This is a genomic window from Leucobacter chromiireducens, from assembly GCF_003917135.1.
Taxonomy (GTDB): Bacteria; Actinomycetota; Actinomycetes; order Actinomycetales; family Microbacteriaceae; genus Leucobacter; species Leucobacter chromiireducens_A.
The window spans coordinates 157,972-173,181 of sequence record NZ_RPDI01000001.1; the positions used below are offsets into that span (position 1 = coordinate 157,972).

Consider the following 15,210-nt stretch of genomic DNA (forward strand, 5'->3'; position numbering starts at 1 on the left):
AGGAAGGGAAGGCGGGGGCGAGCGGGGGCGGGCCGCCAGGCGGCGTGGGAGGATAGCTGGCATGCACGAACGCGCAGGCACGAAAGCCCGACCCGAAGACCTCGTCGACGTCGACGCCCTGCTCCTGGCGTACGCCGAGACGACGCCGGACCTCGCGAACCCGGCGCAGCGCGTCGTGTTCGGCACCTCAGGGCACCGCGGCTCGGCGTTCTCCGGCGCGTTCACCGACGCGCACATCGCCGCCATCAGCGCCGCCATCGCGGAGTACCGCGCGGCACAGGGCATCGCCGGCCCGCTCTTCATCGGTGCAGACACGCACCCGCTGTCGGCGCCAGCCGAGCGCACCGCCGTCGAGGTGCTGCTCGCCGCTGGGGTCGACGTGCGCCCCTCCGCCGGGGAGGGCGACGCCTGGTTCGTCCCCACCCCGGCGCTCAGCCACGCGATCCTCGCCCACAACCGCGGGCTGGCGGCCGACGATCCGGCGCGCGCCGATGGCATCGTCGTCACCCCGAGCCACAATCCGCCGGCCGACGGCGGCTTCAAGTACAACCCCCCGCACGGCGGTCCGGCGGACAGCGACGCGACGAACTGGATCGCGGCGCGCGCAAACGCACTGCTCGAGGCGGGCATCGCCGCGATCCCGCGCGCGGACGCCCACGCCGTCGCCTCCGCCGAGCGCTTCGACTTCCTCGGCGGCTACGTCGACGACCTCACCGAGGTGATCGACCTCGCGGCGATCCGCGACGCCGGCACCGCGTTCGCCGCGCACCCGCTCGGCGGGGCGAGCGTCGCGTACTGGGCGGCGATCCGGGATCGGCACGAGCTGAACGTCACGGTGCTCGGCCCCGGGGTCGACCCGCAGTGGGGGTTCATGCACCTCGACTGGGACGGCAAGATCCGGATGGATCCGTCCTCGGCGAACGTGATGTCAACGGTCGACGCGTTCCGCGCGGAGTTCTCCCTGATCACGGGCAACGACGCGGACGCTGATCGCCACGGCATCGTGACCGCCGATGGGCTGATGAACCCGAACCACTTCCTCGCGGTGGCGATCGACTACCTGCTCACGCACCGGCCAGCCTGGCCGGCAGCGGCGGGCATCGGCAAGACGCTCGTGTCCTCCGCGATGATCGACCGCGTGGTGGACTCGCACGGCCGCGCGCTGCTCGAGGTGCCCGTCGGCTTCAAGTGGTTCGTGCCCGGCCTGTTCGACGGCACCGTGGTGTTCGGCGGGGAGGAGAGCGCTGGGGCGTCCTTCCAGCGCCTCGACGGCACCGCGTGGAGCACGGACAAGGACGGCATCCTGCTTGCCCTGCTCGCCGCCGAGATCCAGGCGGTCACTGGCCAGTCGCCGTCGGCGCGCTACGACGAGCTCGTCGCGCGGCACGGTGCGCCGGCGTACGCGCGCATCGACGCGGCGGCGACGCCGGAGCAGAAGGCGCGGCTCGGGGCGCTCGCGCCGAGCGATGTCACGGACACGGAGCTCGCGGGGGATCCCATCATCGCGATCCTCACCCGCGCGCCGGGCAACGACGCGGCGATCGGCGGGCTCAAGGTGCAGACCGAGCACGCCTGGTTCGCGGCACGCCCCTCGGGCACCGAGGACGTCATGAAGATCTACGCCGAGTCGTTCCGCGGGCCCGAGCATCTCGCGCTCGTGCAGCAGGCCGCGCAGGCGCTCGTCGCCCGCGTGCTCCGATAACCTAGGGCCATGTCTGAGACCACTGCCGCCTCCCGCCGCTACTCCTACCTGGGGCCTGCCGGGACGTTTACGGAGGCGGCCCTGAAGCAGGCGCCCGAGGCCGCGGGCCAGGAGTGGCACCCGGTCGACAACCTGGGCGAGGCCCTCGGCGACGTCGTGTCGGGGCGGAGCGACGCGGCGATGATCGCGATCGAGAACTCGATCGACGGCGGCGTGACCGTGGCGCAGGACCTCCTCGCCACGATCCCCGGCCTCCGCATTGTGGGGGAGTACCTCGTGCCCGTGCGCTTCGTGCTGGTGGCGAAGCCGGGCACGCGCCTCGAGGACGTGCGCGTGGTGTCCGGGCACCCGGTGGCGTACGGGCAGTGCCGCAACTGGTTGGACGCGCACACGTCCCAGCACCGCCATCTCGTCGCCACCTCGAACGTGCAGGCCGCCGCCGATCTGTTCGACCCGACCAAGGGGATCGACGCGGCGATCGCGCCCCCCGGCATCGAGGAGCACTACGACGTTGAGGTGCTCGCGGAGGGGATCGCGGAGAATCCGGACGCGGTGACGCGCTTCGTGATGGTGAGTCGCACGGTGCCCGTGGGCGAGCCGACGGGGGCGGACAAGACCTCGCTGATCATCGAGCTCCCCGAGGATCGCTCCGGCGCGCTGCTCGATCTGCTCGAGCAGTTCGCCACACGCGGGGTGAACCTGACGCTGCTCGCGTCGCGGCCGATCGGCGATCGGATGGGGCGCTACCGCTTCGTGCTCGACGCCGAGGGCCACGTGAAGGACGCTCGCGTCGCCGACGCCCTGCTCGGGGTGAAGCGGTTCAGCCCGAAGGTCGTGTTCCTCGGCTCGTACCCGCGCGCCGATCGCATCGCCGCCACCACTCGCGCGGCGCACGACGACGACGCGTTCCGCGACGCCCGCGACTGGCTGCGCGGCGTGATCGAGGGCACCGCGGACGGCGAGGCGTAGCCGCCGCTCGCCGCCCACTGCTGCGCGCCAGACCCGGGCGCAGTCCTCTCTTCTTGACAGCGCACTATTGTGTAATGCACACTAGTGCGGACGCGGGAGATGCGACGCGGCCGCGATCCCGCACGGTTTCTCGATCGGGATCGCGGCCGTGCCGCACGCTGCTCCCGTGCGCGGTCCAGGAAAGGAAACGGATGGATGCGACTCAGCTCCTGAAGGGCGTGCTCGACGCCGCGGTGCTCGCCGTCGTGCAGCGCGAGGACGGCTACGGCTACGACGTGGTGCGCCGCCTGCGTGAGGCTGGCCTCGCCGAGGTCGGCGACGCCTCCGTGTACGGCACGCTGCGCAGGCTCTACGCGGCCGGCGCGCTGTCCACCTATGTGGTCCCCTCCGAGGGGGGCCCGCACCGCAAGTACTACAGCATCACCCCGGCAGGGCACGAGCTGCTCGCCGAGCAGCGCGCCGGGTGGGACCGCTTCGCCGGGACGCTGACCCGCCTCATCTCACCGGATTCACACGCCACAGCGGCTGCAGGGGCGACGCCCGCCGCGCAGGAAGGAGCCAGCGCATGACCACCGCATCGCGCACCCCAGAGGGCCACGCGCCCGAGGACTGGAACGCCACGACTCCGCTGCCCGGCACCGTGCCAGCCGCCGAGCCGGGCACCGCAGGCAGCCGCGAGGCCCGCGCGCGCACCTTCGTCGCAGCGGTGCGCTCGCAGCTCGCCGATCTCGGCCAGGACGAGGTCGATGAGCTCACCGACGGCCTCGCCGCAGACCTCACCGACCGGCTCGGCGAGGATCCCGCGCTCGGCGACCCCGTGAAGTACGCCGCTGAGCTCCGGCAGGCCGCCGGGCTCCCGCAGCGCAGCGGCCAGGCCGGGCAGCGGCCCAGCCTCGCCGAGCGCTCGGCGGCGTGGAGCGCCGGCTGGCAGGCCTGGTGGGAGGCCACCCCGGCCCGTGTCGCCGTGCGCGACTTCGCGGGTGCACTCCGCCCCCTGTGGTGGCTCGCGCGCGGCGCGGCGCTCGCCGCCGTCGTGTGCCTCTTCGCCGGCATCCCGATCCGCTCGCTGCTGTGGGCGGGGCTCGCCGTCGCCGCCGTGATCGTCAGCGTCCAGTGGGGGCGCGGGCGGTGGGCGCCCGCCGGCTGGGGCGTGTGGCTGCGCCGCCTCGCGAGCGCGGTCGCGGTGTTCGCGATCGTGGTCCTCACGCCGACGGCGATCGATGTGCTGCGCGGGGCCAGCGGCGGGGCCGCCGAAGCGCCCGAGTATCAGCAGAGCTTCGGGCTCACCACCGACGGCGCTGAGATCTTCAACATCTTCGCCTACGACTGCGCCGGGCAGCCGCTCGACGGCGTCCAGCTCTTCACGCAGGACGGCACGCCGCTCCACACCGGCTCGGGGAGCCCAGCGGAGAGCGGCTGGATGCCCACCTCGGGCTACGACCCCGAGACCGGCGAGTACCTCGAGTACCGCCGCAACGCGGTCACCGCGATGCCAGACGAGTGGAACGTGTTCCCGCTCCGCGAGGCGCGCGAGGTCGCCGCGATGCCACTGGACGCGAGCGCACCGGGCGACGCGCCGACGCTGCCATACGAGCGCGTCACCGGGCTCGGCAACTGCGATGCGGAGGCCGCGACGCCCGAGACCTCGGACACCGCGAAGCCCGAGACCTCGAACACCGCGAAGCCCGAGACCGCGGACTGATCCCGCGCAGTTTCCCGGGGTGGCTGGCGCTACGCCTGCGCCTTCCACTCCGGGAGCACGCGCACCAGGAGCGCACCGGGATCGACCACGCCGCTCACCGCGAGTGCGTACCCGAAGTCGTCGCCGTCGAGCTGCACCGGCTCGGGCTGCGACACGGACAGCGCATAGCTGCGCACCTGCGAGTAGTTCACCGACTTCGTGTCGTTCGTGAGATCGATGATCTTGCGCCCGGCCTTCGACTTCCTGAGCACCCCGTTCTCCCACCCGATCTTGTTCCAGATGCGCAACCAGGAGAACGCCCCGAGCGGCCGCAGCGCGACGATGTCGAGCAGCCCATCGTCGAGCTTCGCCTCGGGGATGAGAAGTACCCCGCCCGGCATGAGTCCGCAGTTGCCGATCATCACGGTGTACACCGACAGCGGCTTGAGCGGGGAGTTGTCGATCGAGTAGTGGATCTGGAGGGGTCCATCGCGCAGCATGGTGCGCACCCCGGCGTCGACGTACGCCAGCCAGCCGAGCCGCTTCTTCAGTGTGGCGCGCGTCGCCGAGATGGCACGCGCGTCGAGGCCCATGCCGGCGAGCACGAGGAACAGGTGCTCGTCCGCGCTCTCGTCCTCGCGCGTGATCGTCAGGATCCCGACGTCCACCGCGCGGTTGCGGCCCGTGAACGCGGCGCGCACGGCCTCGTCGATGCGCGTGAGTGGCACCCCCAGGTTGCGCGCCAGCAGGTTGCCGGTGCCCTGCGGGATGATCACGAGCGGGATCCCCGAGCCGCGCAGCACCTCCGACACCGCGCGGATCGTGCCGTCACCCCCGCTCGCGAGCACCACGCTCGCGCCGCGCTCGAGCGCTCGGCGCGCAGCGCCAACGCCAGCGTCGTGCGCCTCGGTCTCGTGCCACTGCGTCGGCGCCCAGCCGTGCCGCCGCTCCTGCATCATCACCGCTGAGCGCAGCGCCGCGAGGTCCGTCTTCAGCGGGTGGTACACGACTGCCGCGCTCGGCTGATGCCGCTCCGGGGGTGCGATCATGGCTCAAGCGTAGTGCCAGGCCGCCAGCGCCCAGCTCCGCACGGGTAAGCTGGGCGATGTGATCGATCCAGTACTCCTCCGCACCGATCCTGAGGCCGTCAAGCGTTCGCAGCGCGCGCGTGGAAACAGCGAGGCGGTGGTCGACGAAGCGCTCGCAGCTGACGCGTCTCGCCGCGCAGCGCTCACCGAGTTCGAGTCGCTCCGCGCCGAGCAGAACGAGTTCGGCAAGCAGGTGAAGGCCGCCTCCAAGGAGGACAAGCCGGCGCTCATCGCGCGCGCGCAGGAGCTTGCGGCAGCGGTGAAGGCCGCTGACGCTCGGGCGAAGGCCGCTGAGGCGGAGTTCGCCGCGGTCTCGATGCGCATCGAGAACCTCGTGATCGATGGTGTGCCGGCCGGCGGCGAGGAGAACTTCGTCACGCTGCGGACGGTGGGCGAGAAGCCCGAGTTCGACTTCCCCGCGCGCGACCACCTGGAGCTCGGCGAGCTGCTCGGCGCCATCGACATGGAGCGCGGCGCGAAGGTCTCTGGCGCACGGTTCTACTTCCTGCGCGGGGTGGGCGCGCGGCTCGAGCTCGCGCTCATGAACCTCGCGCTGGATCGCGCGCTGGCCCACGGCTTCACCCCGCTCATCACGCCGACGCTCGTGAAGCCAGAGGTGATGCGCGGCACCGGTTTCCTCGGCGAGCACGCCGACGAGGTGTACCACCTGCCAGCCGACGACCTCTTCCTCACGGGGACGAGCGAGGTGGCACTCGCCGGGTACCACGCCGACGAGATCATCGACCTCGGCGCCGGCGCCATGCGCTACGCCGGCTGGTCCACCTGCTACCGCCGCGAGGCCGGCTCGCACGGCAAGGACACCCGCGGCATCCTGCGCGTGCATCAGTTCAACAAACTCGAGATGTTCGTGTACGCGGACCCGGCAGACGCCGAGGCCGAGCACGACCGCCTGGTCGGCTGGCAGGAGGAGATGCTCCAGTCGCTCGGCCTCCACTACCGCGTGATCGACGTCGCCGCGGGGGATCTCGGCTCGAGCGCCGCGCGCAAGTTCGACATCGAGGCGTGGGTGCCTACGCAGGATGCGTACCGCGAGCTCACCTCGACCTCGAACTGCACGACGTACCAGTCGCGCCGCCTCGCCACGCGTTTCCGCACCGAGAGCGGCAAGACCAGCCCGGTCGCCACGCTGAACGGCACGCTGGCCACCACGCGCTGGCTCGTCGCGATCCTCGAAACGCACCAGCGCGCCGACGGCAGCGTGACGGTGCCCGAGGCGCTGCGCCCCTACCTGGGCGGCCTCGAGGTGCTGACGCCGATCGGCGAGGGATAGTCGATGACCGCGCTCTCGCTGCAGGCCGTGACCGACACTGAGCGGCACCTCATCGCGCTCGACCTGGACGGGACCGTGCTGAGCCACGGCTTCGGCGAGGGCGCTGGCGACGACCCGGCCGGCGGGCGCATCGATCCGGATCTCGCCGCTGCCATTCGCGCGCTGAACGCCGCGGGGCACGAGGTGGTCATCGCGACCGGCCGCTCGGTTGACGCGACGCTGCCCATCGTTGAGCGCCTCGGTATCCGCCCCCAGTGGGTGGTCGCGGCGAACGGCGCGGTCACGCTGAAGCGCGACGCGCTCGCGCCGCGCGCCTACCGCCGGGAAATGGTCGAGGCGTTCGACCCGAGCGAGGCGCTGCAGAAGATCCGCACGCAGCTCGTCACCGCGCGCTTCGCCGTGGAGCTCGCCGACGGCGGCTTCCTGTACACGGAGCAGATCCCCACGGGCACGCTGCCCTCGGAGCAGCGCCAGGTGGCGTTCGAGGAGCTCCTCGGCGTGCAGGCCTCGCGCGTGGTCGTCGTGTCCCCGGATCACCGGCTGGAGGAGTTCGTCGGCGCGGTGCGCACGCTGGGGCTCACGCACGTCTCGTACGCGGTCGGCACCACGTCGTGGCTCGACATCGCGCCCGATGGGGTGACGAAGGCGAGCGCGCTCGAGGTGGTGCGCGAGCGGCTCGGGATCGACGCGTCGCGCGTCTTCGCCGCGGGCGACGGCCGCAACGACATCGACATGCTCGCGTGGGCCGCGCGCCGCGGTGACGGGGTGGCGATGGGGCAGGCGGTTCCCGAGGTGCAGAAGGTGGCCTCGCGCGTCACCGGCACGATCGAGGAGAACGGCCTGCTGACCGCGCTGCGCGAGCGTTTCCCCAGCCTCGGCTGAGGCCAGCCGTCGCTGCGGGTGCGCACTGTTTGCTAGGCTCATCGGTGGAGGGTTGTCCGAGCGGCCGAAGGAACTTGTCTTGAAAACAAGCAGGCGGTAACCCCGTCTCAGGGGTTCAAATCCCCTACCCTCCGCCAGGAAAAGCCCCTCACCCAGGTGAGGGGCTTTTTGGTGCGCGGTGTCCGCCCGCTTGCCCGCACGCCCATCTGCCCACCTGCCGGCCCGCCCGACCGCCACGCCCAGCGATTCGGCGTATCCAAGCCCGAAGCAGGGAAACGGGCTTGGATACGCCGAATCGCTGGGGGTGGGGTGGCTAGCCGAGTGGGTGCGGCACCATGCCGCCCTCGTCGAGTTCGTCCTCCTCGGGCTTCGGATCCCGCGCGTCAGCGTAGGCGAAGCCGAGGGCGGCGATCGCGAGCGCGAACGCAATGATCCCGAGCGGATTGCAGAGCGCGATCGACATTTCCGCCGAGAACGCGGAGCCCGAGGCGAGGCTGAGGATCGACTCGAGCGTGCCGTCCGCGAGGTCGGGCACGGTGAGGCCGAAGCCGAGCGCGCACAGCCACGCGAGGATAAGCGAGACGATCGTGCTGCGGCTCGTCTGCTTGCCGCGCTCGCGGGTGATGCTGATGCGGCGCGCGAGCCACAGCTGCAGGGCGGCGAAGGTGAGTCCGATCGCGGGCACGTACCACCACGACAGTGTGCCGCCAATGCCAAACATCCACCGCCCGAGCGACATCCACAGTGCCAGGATGATTCCGACGATGGCAACGACGCGGCTGTTCACGCGCTCCTCTTTCTGTTGTGTTGGTGCGCCGACATGCCCGGCGCGCACGTACTAGCCAAGCAGATTTCACATCCGGATGCGAAAGGTGTTATTCTCAAACGGTTGTCGCCGCGAGGTGGACACGCCCCGATAGCTCAGTGGTAGAGCACTTCCATGGTAAGGAAGGGGTCCCCAGTTCAATCCTGGGTCGGGGCTCTGACTCTCTGGCTCGCCTTCGTGCGGGCCAGTTTGGCTGAGTAGCTCAGCTGGTTAGAGCGCACGACTCATAATCGTGAGGTCGCGGGATCGAGCCCCGCCTCAGCTACAGAGAGTCACGCAAAGCCCCCGGTTTCCCCGGGGGTTTTGTTGTTTCATCTGGCGCGGGCGCGAACTGGGTGCGAGCGAGGCTCCCCTGCGCGCAGAACGTGGCTCTGCCCCGGTGCGTGTGTCCCAACTGAGTAGTGGAATCGTCGCGCGTAGACTTGAAGTGGCAGAGCAGGTACGTCCTGCGGCCGAATCCACGGGGCTCGGGGGGATCCGGACCTGGAGGTCGTGTTGCGCAAGGTGTCCTATCAACCGCGCCCGCACATGGTGCAATTGCTGCGTCGCTATTTGCACGCCGGTTACGATGTTGAACTGTTGTCGCCGCGCGGCAACGGGGGCACTCGGTTTCTCCGAGAGCTCCACACCGAAGTGAGAGAGTCCGGGCAAGCGTCGCTGCTCCTGCCCGATGTCGGAGACGAACGACCGCTGCCGAGCGCGCTGCTCGCTGCGCTCGTTGAACAAGGGCGGGCGATCCCGGCGTCCGGAGTGTCCGGGCCGATCGAGCTCGCCGCGCACATGGACCGTGCGTTCGGCGGACGCCTGCTGACCCTCGTGGTTGACGGCCCGCAGGCGCTCCCCCCGCTGCTCCAGGCGGCGATTACGCACTACCGCGTTTCGGCACCGCTGCAAATCGTGATGCTGACGAGCAGTGAGACCATGATGCTCGAGCGTTCGCCGCGCGCGGCGAGCGTGCAACTGCCGCTCCTCTCGCTTGAGGAGATCGGAGCGGTGCTGCACGGAGTAAACGGATCGCCACTCGACGCAACTACGCTCAGCCGCGTATACGCGAAGTCCGGTGGTCTCGTGAAGCTTGCGATCGCGATCACGGAGATCGCGACCATCGAGGGCGCGATGAAACTCGTGGACGGCGAGTGGTCCGCGGTGCGCGAGCTCTGGAGCCCGCGGCTTGCCCCCATGGTGCGCGGTTATGCGCCGCGCACCGACGTCGCCGATGCGGAGGCTCTTGAAACGCTCGCGCTCGCAGGACTCGTCGCAGCGACCGAAGCCGTTGACCTCGTAGGTGAGCCGGCGCTCGAACGGCTCGAGGAGGACGGCCTGATTGCGGCTGAGCCCTCCGGCACGAATCACTGGGTGACCGTGACGCCACCGATCCTGGGGGAGATGCTGCGCCATCGGAAGCGGCCGATTCGGCAAACGCGCATCGGCTCACAGATCGAGGAGGTGACCTCTCGACCGCTCGAAAGCGCTGAGACACCGCAGCGCGAAATTCGCCTCGGCCGCGTCGGACCACTGCTGCTGCGCCGCGTCGCCGAGCACCGGGCCGCCGTGCTGCGAACACACACCATCGAGTGGGAGGAGACGCACGACGCCGAGACCGGGTTGCAGCTGGTCGAAGTGCTCGTGGACCAGGGGGAGGAGCCGGGCCGAATCCTCACGCTGATCGAGTCGGTTGCCGCGCTTGCGGCGACTCCCGAGCAGCGCGCGTGGCTACGCGTCTGGGAAGCGCGCATGTACGCCTACGGACGCAGAGACCTCGCGCGTGGTCTCGCCGTGCTCGCGGACCACACAGACACCGGTGCCTACGCAGGTATTCTGGTTGCCGCGCGGGTGCGCATGTGTGTCGAACTCGACGCGATCCCGGTCGATGTCGAGGAACAGCTCCTTGGCTTCGGGGACGCGCCGCTTGCTGTGCAGATCGAAGTGCAGCGGTCGCTCGCCTGCGTGCACTTAGCGCGCGGCAAGCTGGCGCAGGCGGAGCGTGCCCTGGCTGCCTTGTCTGGTCGGAGTTCTGAACAGGCCTCGGCGCCCGTTGGGCTCCTCGAAGCACTCACCGCGCTTTTGCGTGGGAAGCACGAGCGTGCCATGCGGATCGCGCTCGCTGGTTTCGAGCATGCCAAGGACGATCTCGATGCGCGAAGCATGCTCTCATATCTGTCTGTCCTCAGCATGCAGATCGTGATCCGCGGGCAGAGCGTGAGCGTTGCGCGTTTGAACGAGGTGGTGACCGTACTCGGCGAGCCGCCCCTGTTCCCGCAGCTTGGGTATTTGCGGGCTCGGGTGCTCGGAGTAATGAGCGTCAATGGGAGCGTGGACGAGGTGCGTGCGCTCGTCGCCGACCTGAAGGAGACGCACTTGAGTGGGACCGGCGCCGTGGGGGTGTCACTGGCGTGGGCAGACGCGAAACTCGCCGCGGTGGCCGGCGAACCGGGTCGCGCCGCTCGGACGAGCTGGGAGGACGCCGTAGACATGTACCGTCGCGGAGGGTATCTCGCCGCGGTGCAGAGCGCGCTTCTCTCGCTGACCTATCGTTACGACGAGCCGCGCGCGATCTTGGTGGAGCGATGGTGTGAGGGCATGGGGAGCCCGCTCTTCGACGCGCAGCTGACGTATCTGCGCGCCCGTGCTCGTGGCGACGTTCTGGGAGTGCTCGCCGTGCTCCCGGCGCTCAAGTCGACCGGGCAAACCGGGTTTGTGATGCAGGCGTACCGGGAGCTCACGCAGTCGCCCGATGTCCAGGGAGACTCGCGCTTGGCTGCGCGCGTCGCGCAGGAGCGCGACGTCTTCAGCGCGTCGCTCGAGAACGGTGGCCTTGACCTCCTGCAAGTGGTGGTCGCTGAAGCGAAGCTCACCCCGCGCGAGGAAGAGGTCGCGCGGCTGATTGCCGGTGGGATGACGAATCGGCAGATCCAGGAAGAACTGGTGCTGAGCATCCGGACGGTGGAGAACCATGTGCACCGGTTGATGCGGAAGCTGCGTGCGTCGACGCGACAGGAGGTGGTGGAAGCGGTGCACAGCTGGGCGACGCACGAGGGGGATGAGTTGCGCTAGGGTGGGCGGGTCCACCAGGGTCCTTGGCGGCTCGTGCAGCACTCACCACACTCGCCGGCGCACTCCACTCGGCAAAAACCGCTACTCAGGCCCCGAAAATTGCGGTGTCGTCCACATACTGTTGTTCCTGAGAGGTAGACAACGCACAACACAGAACCGGCTCCCGGGTCTCGTGCGGAAAAGGGAGGGGCAAGGCCGCGGTCATGTCTCTGTGTGCTTCTCAAAGCTGGTGGATTCTTCGCAACGACGGAGTTGATGAAGCTAGCGCATCGCTGTGGTCGACCGATACCCCCATCCCCCATCCCCTCGGTCGGCCACAGCGGCGTCATTCCTCCCGTCCTGCGTGGCGCGCCGCAAGCGGGTTGACACTCGCACCAATTCAGCGTTAGCTTCCCAGTGCAAGGCCTGACATCGAAGCCGCGCCGTGATCCCCAAGTTTCCCCCGGCGCGTTCTGCATAATCCTCGGTGCCAGGCTGGGTCTCCTCGGGTTCCGTCGCGAAACCGGGAGGCCCCGCACGCCCAAAATCTCAGGCCGCCGTGCGTGGCGGGCACTCGGCCCGAAGCTCCCGGAGCTCGCGCTCGAAGTGTGCGCAGAGCGCGGTCGCCTCAAGGGCTGAACTCGCGACGAAGCGCATCATGTCCTGCACCTCGGCAATCGCGCTGCACGCGGCGCAGGCCGCTCCGCTCACGCCGCAACGGCCCCGGTCCTCGACGGTGCGGCAGCGGTCGCGGTACGCCGAGATCAGGAGATCCGCGGTGTGCTGCAGCAACGCCCTGGTGCGCGACGCCGAGTCCTCGTCAACCACGCACCCTCCCACCACGGTCAGCTGTTCATCACTGGGTTCCACACAGTTAAGTTCGAGCGCCGTGCTCTGTCAAGGGTGATCGGAGAAAACACTTGACGGGCACATATGGGACAGGCGAGAGTTGGCTATGAATGCACAATTATCGCCCGCTCCTGCGGGGCGGTATCGGCGCGAGACGGGGTCTCGGGCCAGTGTCAACGGGGGGTCCGTGACACGGAATGGGGTGGCGATGGCGCACGCGACATGGAGATCAGGGCTCGCCGGGGGGATTGGCGCGATCGTCGTGGCCGGTTCGTTCGTCGTCGCACCAGCGGCGCTCGCCGCAGATGCGACGGTCCACTCAGCGCTCGAACTGCAGACCGTCGTCGAGGCGCTCGGCGCTGGGCCGTCGACGGTCACCCTTGCGCCCGACTTCGCCCCGGTGGCGACCACGCTCACCGCGGCAATTCCCGCCAACGTGCAGCTGACTCTCACGGGTGCAGGGACGACGGTCACGATGGCCGACGGTGCTACCGGGCGGCATTTCAACCTCACCGGCGCGAGCGGCACCACCGTGACGGTGGATGGCCTGACCTTCCAGGGCCCGAACGAGGCCGAACCTGCGGGCGATCCTGGCGGCGTGCGCGGTGGCGGGCTCGGCATCTCGAACGTCGGCGAGGTGCGCGTCACGAACACGACATTCGCCGGGGTCGATGGGTCGAACGCACTCGCGCTCGGCGGGGTGGGCGAGCTCACCGTCGAGACCAGCAGCTTCCTCGGCAACCGTGCCGGATCGGGTGCCGCGATCGGAATGCCGGGCGGCGTGGTCGCCACGATCACGTCGTCCACGTTCCACAAGAACTGGGGCACCGCCTCGGGGTACGCGGGGGGTGCGCTTCGCCTGACAGGGAAGACCCAGCTCACCGTCGACCGATCGGTGTTCTCGGAGAACCTGTCGACCACACGAGGCGGTGCGATCGCATTCCACCAGATGGACGGTACGTTGACCATTCGCGACAGCGTATTCGAGGGGAACCGCGTCCCCATCGCCGCAAACAACAACACACTGAACGACGGCGGCGCCATTGCGGTGAACGAGCGACCCATTACGGGTGCACAGACCGGGCAGACACTCATCTCTGGCAGTACTTTCACGAACAACATAGCCGGGGACGAGGGTGGTGCGCTGCTCCTGCAATCCGGCAACGGGTCTGCGGCTCGCGTGGAGAACAGCACCTTCTTTGGAAACCGGGCGCAGGGGCTCCAAACCAACTTCGACGACACGAGTGGCGGCGGCGCGATCGAGGCATTCGGCACTCCGGTGACGCTCCTCCACAACACCTTCGTGAACAACTACGCCGAGAAGGGCAATACGTTCGGGTTTCAGCGTGGCGGGGCGGTCTCGGCGACGGGTGACACTGCATACTTGCCGACGCAGCCGCTCACGTTGGCGAATAACCTGTTCGTTGGGAACGACACCCTCGACTCGAGCGGAAACTCAGCCTCGAGTAGTGCGTACCGGCAAGTGTCGGCGCGAGCCGGCATCGAAGCTCCGGCCGGCACGGAGGGGCCGGGGCCCGAGGAGGACGCACAGCTCGGGCTGCCCGTGCTCACGCAGGAGGACCGCGAACTCGACTTCCCAGACCGGGCGCAGAACCCTGCGGACGACGGCGACGACCGACTCGCGGTTGACGCCGTTGGCGCCACGAACATCGGGGTCGACAATGGTACCGCGATCGACCTCAGCGTGATCAACCGCGAGGCGATCCTCGGCACGGACACGCCGGCTCTCGCCGCGAACGGCAGCACCATCGTCGCCGGCGACCCGGCCGGCGGCTTCGCGCAGACGCCAGGCACCTTCCTCATCCGGCCGTCGGACGAGGGATACCTGATCGGGATCGCGGACAACGTCGGTGCGGCGGCTCCGGGGATCTCCGCAGATCAGCGTGGATTCGCCGTCGACCAGGACGCGGGTGCGGTGCAGCAGGCATACGTGCGCTTCGATCCGAACGGCGGCGACTGGGCTGATGCGGCCGAGGCGGCGTTCGATCCGGCGGAGTGGCAGCAGCGCATCGTGCAGCGCGATGACGTGACGAGGATCTGGCAGCTCGGCCCGGTGGGGACGGAGGTCGCCCTCGAGGGCGCGCCGAGCACCGCGCCGGCCGGGAAGGTGTTCGCCGGCTGGAACACGGAACCGGGCGGCAGCGGCGACGCGTACACCGACGGCGGGGTCACGATCCCCGCGGGCAGTCTCCGGCTCTTCGCGCAGTGGGAGGACGCGCCGGCCACGCAGGGCACGGTGACCGTGCGCTACGTCGACGAGAACGGCGACCCGCTCGAGCCCGACACGACGCTCACGGGGACGCTGGGCAGCACCTACGAGACCGAGCAGAAGGCGTTCGAAGGCTACGACTTCGTGCGCGTCGATGGCGCAGCGAATGGCGAGTACGGGCCGGACGCCCAGACGGTCACCTACCACTACCGCGCGAAGGAGCTGCCGCCGGTCGAGACGGGCACCGTCGTGGCGAAGTACGTCACCGAGGCCGGAGCCGAGCTCCGCAGCCCGATCGTGCAGTCGGGTCCCGTGGGGAGCGCGTATGCCACGAAGCAGCTCCCCTTCGACGGCTACGAGTTCGTCCGCGTCGACGGGGCACCCACCGGCACGGTCGCGAAGGATCCAACCGTGATCACGTATACCTACCGTGCGCTGGGCGGCGGGGATCCGAAGCCGCCGGTCGATCCGAAGGATCCGCAGCCTCCGGTGGCGCCGAAGCCGAGCGACCCGCTTGCCGAGACCGGCTTCGGGCTCGGCTGGCCGATGATCGGGGCCGCGGGGGCCGCGCTCATCATCGCGGGCGGAGTGCTCCTGTACGGGCGGCGCCGGGCGACCGACGGCGGCGACGTTGGCGGCTGGCTGGACGACGAGTGAGC

General features: G+C 69.6%; 11 protein-coding genes and 3 tRNA genes. 11 read left to right on the plus strand and 3 right to left on the minus strand.

What is annotated here, in order from left to right; translation table 11 throughout:
• Positions 1 to 61: 61 nt before the first annotated feature.
• The 4 genes from pgm to EGM46_RS00685 all read left to right on the plus strand — a co-directional run bounded on the left by pgm (position 62) and on the right by EGM46_RS00685 (position 4,373).
• Positions 62 to 1,702, plus strand: a complete 1,641-nt coding sequence (pgm, locus tag EGM46_RS00670) for a phosphoglucomutase (alpha-D-glucose-1,6-bisphosphate-dependent) (protein WP_125098240.1) — start codon at positions 62 to 64, stop codon at positions 1,700 to 1,702.
• Between the two features lie 9 nt (positions 1,703 to 1,711).
• Positions 1,712 to 2,671 carry a prephenate dehydratase gene (gene pheA, locus EGM46_RS00675; protein WP_125098241.1) on the plus strand — a complete coding sequence of 320 codons (960 nt, stop codon included), beginning with the start codon at positions 1,712 to 1,714 and terminating at the stop codon, positions 2,669 to 2,671.
• Positions 2,672 to 2,862: 191 nt separating this feature from the next.
• Positions 2,863 to 3,240, plus strand: coding sequence for a PadR family transcriptional regulator (locus tag EGM46_RS00680; RefSeq protein WP_125098242.1), 378 nt, complete (start codon positions 2,863 to 2,865; stop codon positions 3,238 to 3,240).
• Positions 3,237 to 4,373, plus strand: coding sequence for a hypothetical protein (locus tag EGM46_RS00685; RefSeq protein ID WP_125098243.1), 1,137 nt, complete (start codon positions 3,237 to 3,239; stop codon positions 4,371 to 4,373). Before EGM46_RS00680 ends, EGM46_RS00685 begins: the two co-directional genes overlap by 4 nt.
• Positions 4,374 to 4,402: 29 nt before the next feature.
• On the opposite strand, the gene EGM46_RS00690 is transcribed toward EGM46_RS00685, so the two are convergent.
• Positions 4,403 to 5,401: a diacylglycerol/lipid kinase family protein gene (locus tag EGM46_RS00690; RefSeq protein ID WP_125098244.1), complete on the minus strand. Its 999-nt coding sequence runs from the start codon at positions 5,399 to 5,401 to the stop codon at positions 4,403 to 4,405.
• A 58-nt stretch (positions 5,402 to 5,459) separates the two neighbouring features.
• On the opposite strand from EGM46_RS00690, the gene serS reads away from it, so the two are divergent.
• The 3 genes from serS to EGM46_RS00705 all read left to right on the plus strand — a co-directional run bounded on the left by serS (position 5,460) and on the right by EGM46_RS00705 (position 7,750).
• On the plus strand, positions 5,460 to 6,731 hold the full coding sequence (serS, locus tag EGM46_RS00695; RefSeq protein WP_125098245.1) for a serine--tRNA ligase: 1,272 nt from the start codon (positions 5,460 to 5,462) through the stop codon (positions 6,729 to 6,731).
• A gap of 3 nt (positions 6,732 to 6,734) precedes the next feature.
• Positions 6,735 to 7,613 (plus strand): HAD family hydrolase, encoded by an 879-nt coding sequence (locus EGM46_RS00700; protein WP_125098246.1) that lies wholly within the window; start codon positions 6,735 to 6,737, stop codon positions 7,611 to 7,613.
• A gap of 46 nt (positions 7,614 to 7,659) precedes the next feature.
• A tRNA-Ser gene (locus EGM46_RS00705) sits at positions 7,660 to 7,750 on the plus strand.
• A 176-nt stretch (positions 7,751 to 7,926) separates the two neighbouring features.
• Here EGM46_RS00705 and EGM46_RS00710 read toward each other — a convergent pair.
• Positions 7,927 to 8,400, minus strand: coding sequence for a hypothetical protein (locus tag EGM46_RS00710; RefSeq protein WP_241156102.1), 474 nt, complete (start codon positions 8,398 to 8,400; stop codon positions 7,927 to 7,929).
• A gap of 123 nt (positions 8,401 to 8,523) precedes the next feature.
• On the opposite strand from EGM46_RS00710, the gene EGM46_RS00715 reads away from it, so the two are divergent.
• The 3 genes from EGM46_RS00715 (at position 8,524) to EGM46_RS00725 (ending at position 11,493) form a co-directional block, all read left to right on the plus strand.
• Positions 8,524 to 8,595 (plus strand) — tRNA-Thr (locus EGM46_RS00715).
• 35 nt (positions 8,596 to 8,630) lie between these two features.
• Positions 8,631 to 8,704, plus strand: a tRNA-Met gene (locus EGM46_RS00720).
• Between the two features lie 368 nt (positions 8,705 to 9,072).
• Positions 9,073 to 11,493 (plus strand): helix-turn-helix transcriptional regulator, encoded by a 2,421-nt coding sequence (locus tag EGM46_RS00725; RefSeq protein ID WP_164512765.1) that lies wholly within the window; start codon positions 9,073 to 9,075, stop codon positions 11,491 to 11,493.
• Between the two features lie 528 nt (positions 11,494 to 12,021).
• Here the strand turns inward: EGM46_RS00725 and EGM46_RS00730 are convergent.
• Positions 12,022 to 12,300, minus strand: a complete 279-nt coding sequence (locus EGM46_RS00730) for a hypothetical protein (protein WP_125098248.1) — start codon at positions 12,298 to 12,300, stop codon at positions 12,022 to 12,024.
• Between the two features lie 229 nt (positions 12,301 to 12,529).
• On the opposite strand from EGM46_RS00730, the gene EGM46_RS00735 reads away from it, so the two are divergent.
• Positions 12,530 to 15,208, plus strand: a complete 2,679-nt coding sequence (locus EGM46_RS00735; RefSeq protein ID WP_164512766.1) for a MucBP domain-containing protein — start codon at positions 12,530 to 12,532, stop codon at positions 15,206 to 15,208.
• Positions 15,209 to 15,210 lie beyond the last annotated feature (2 nt).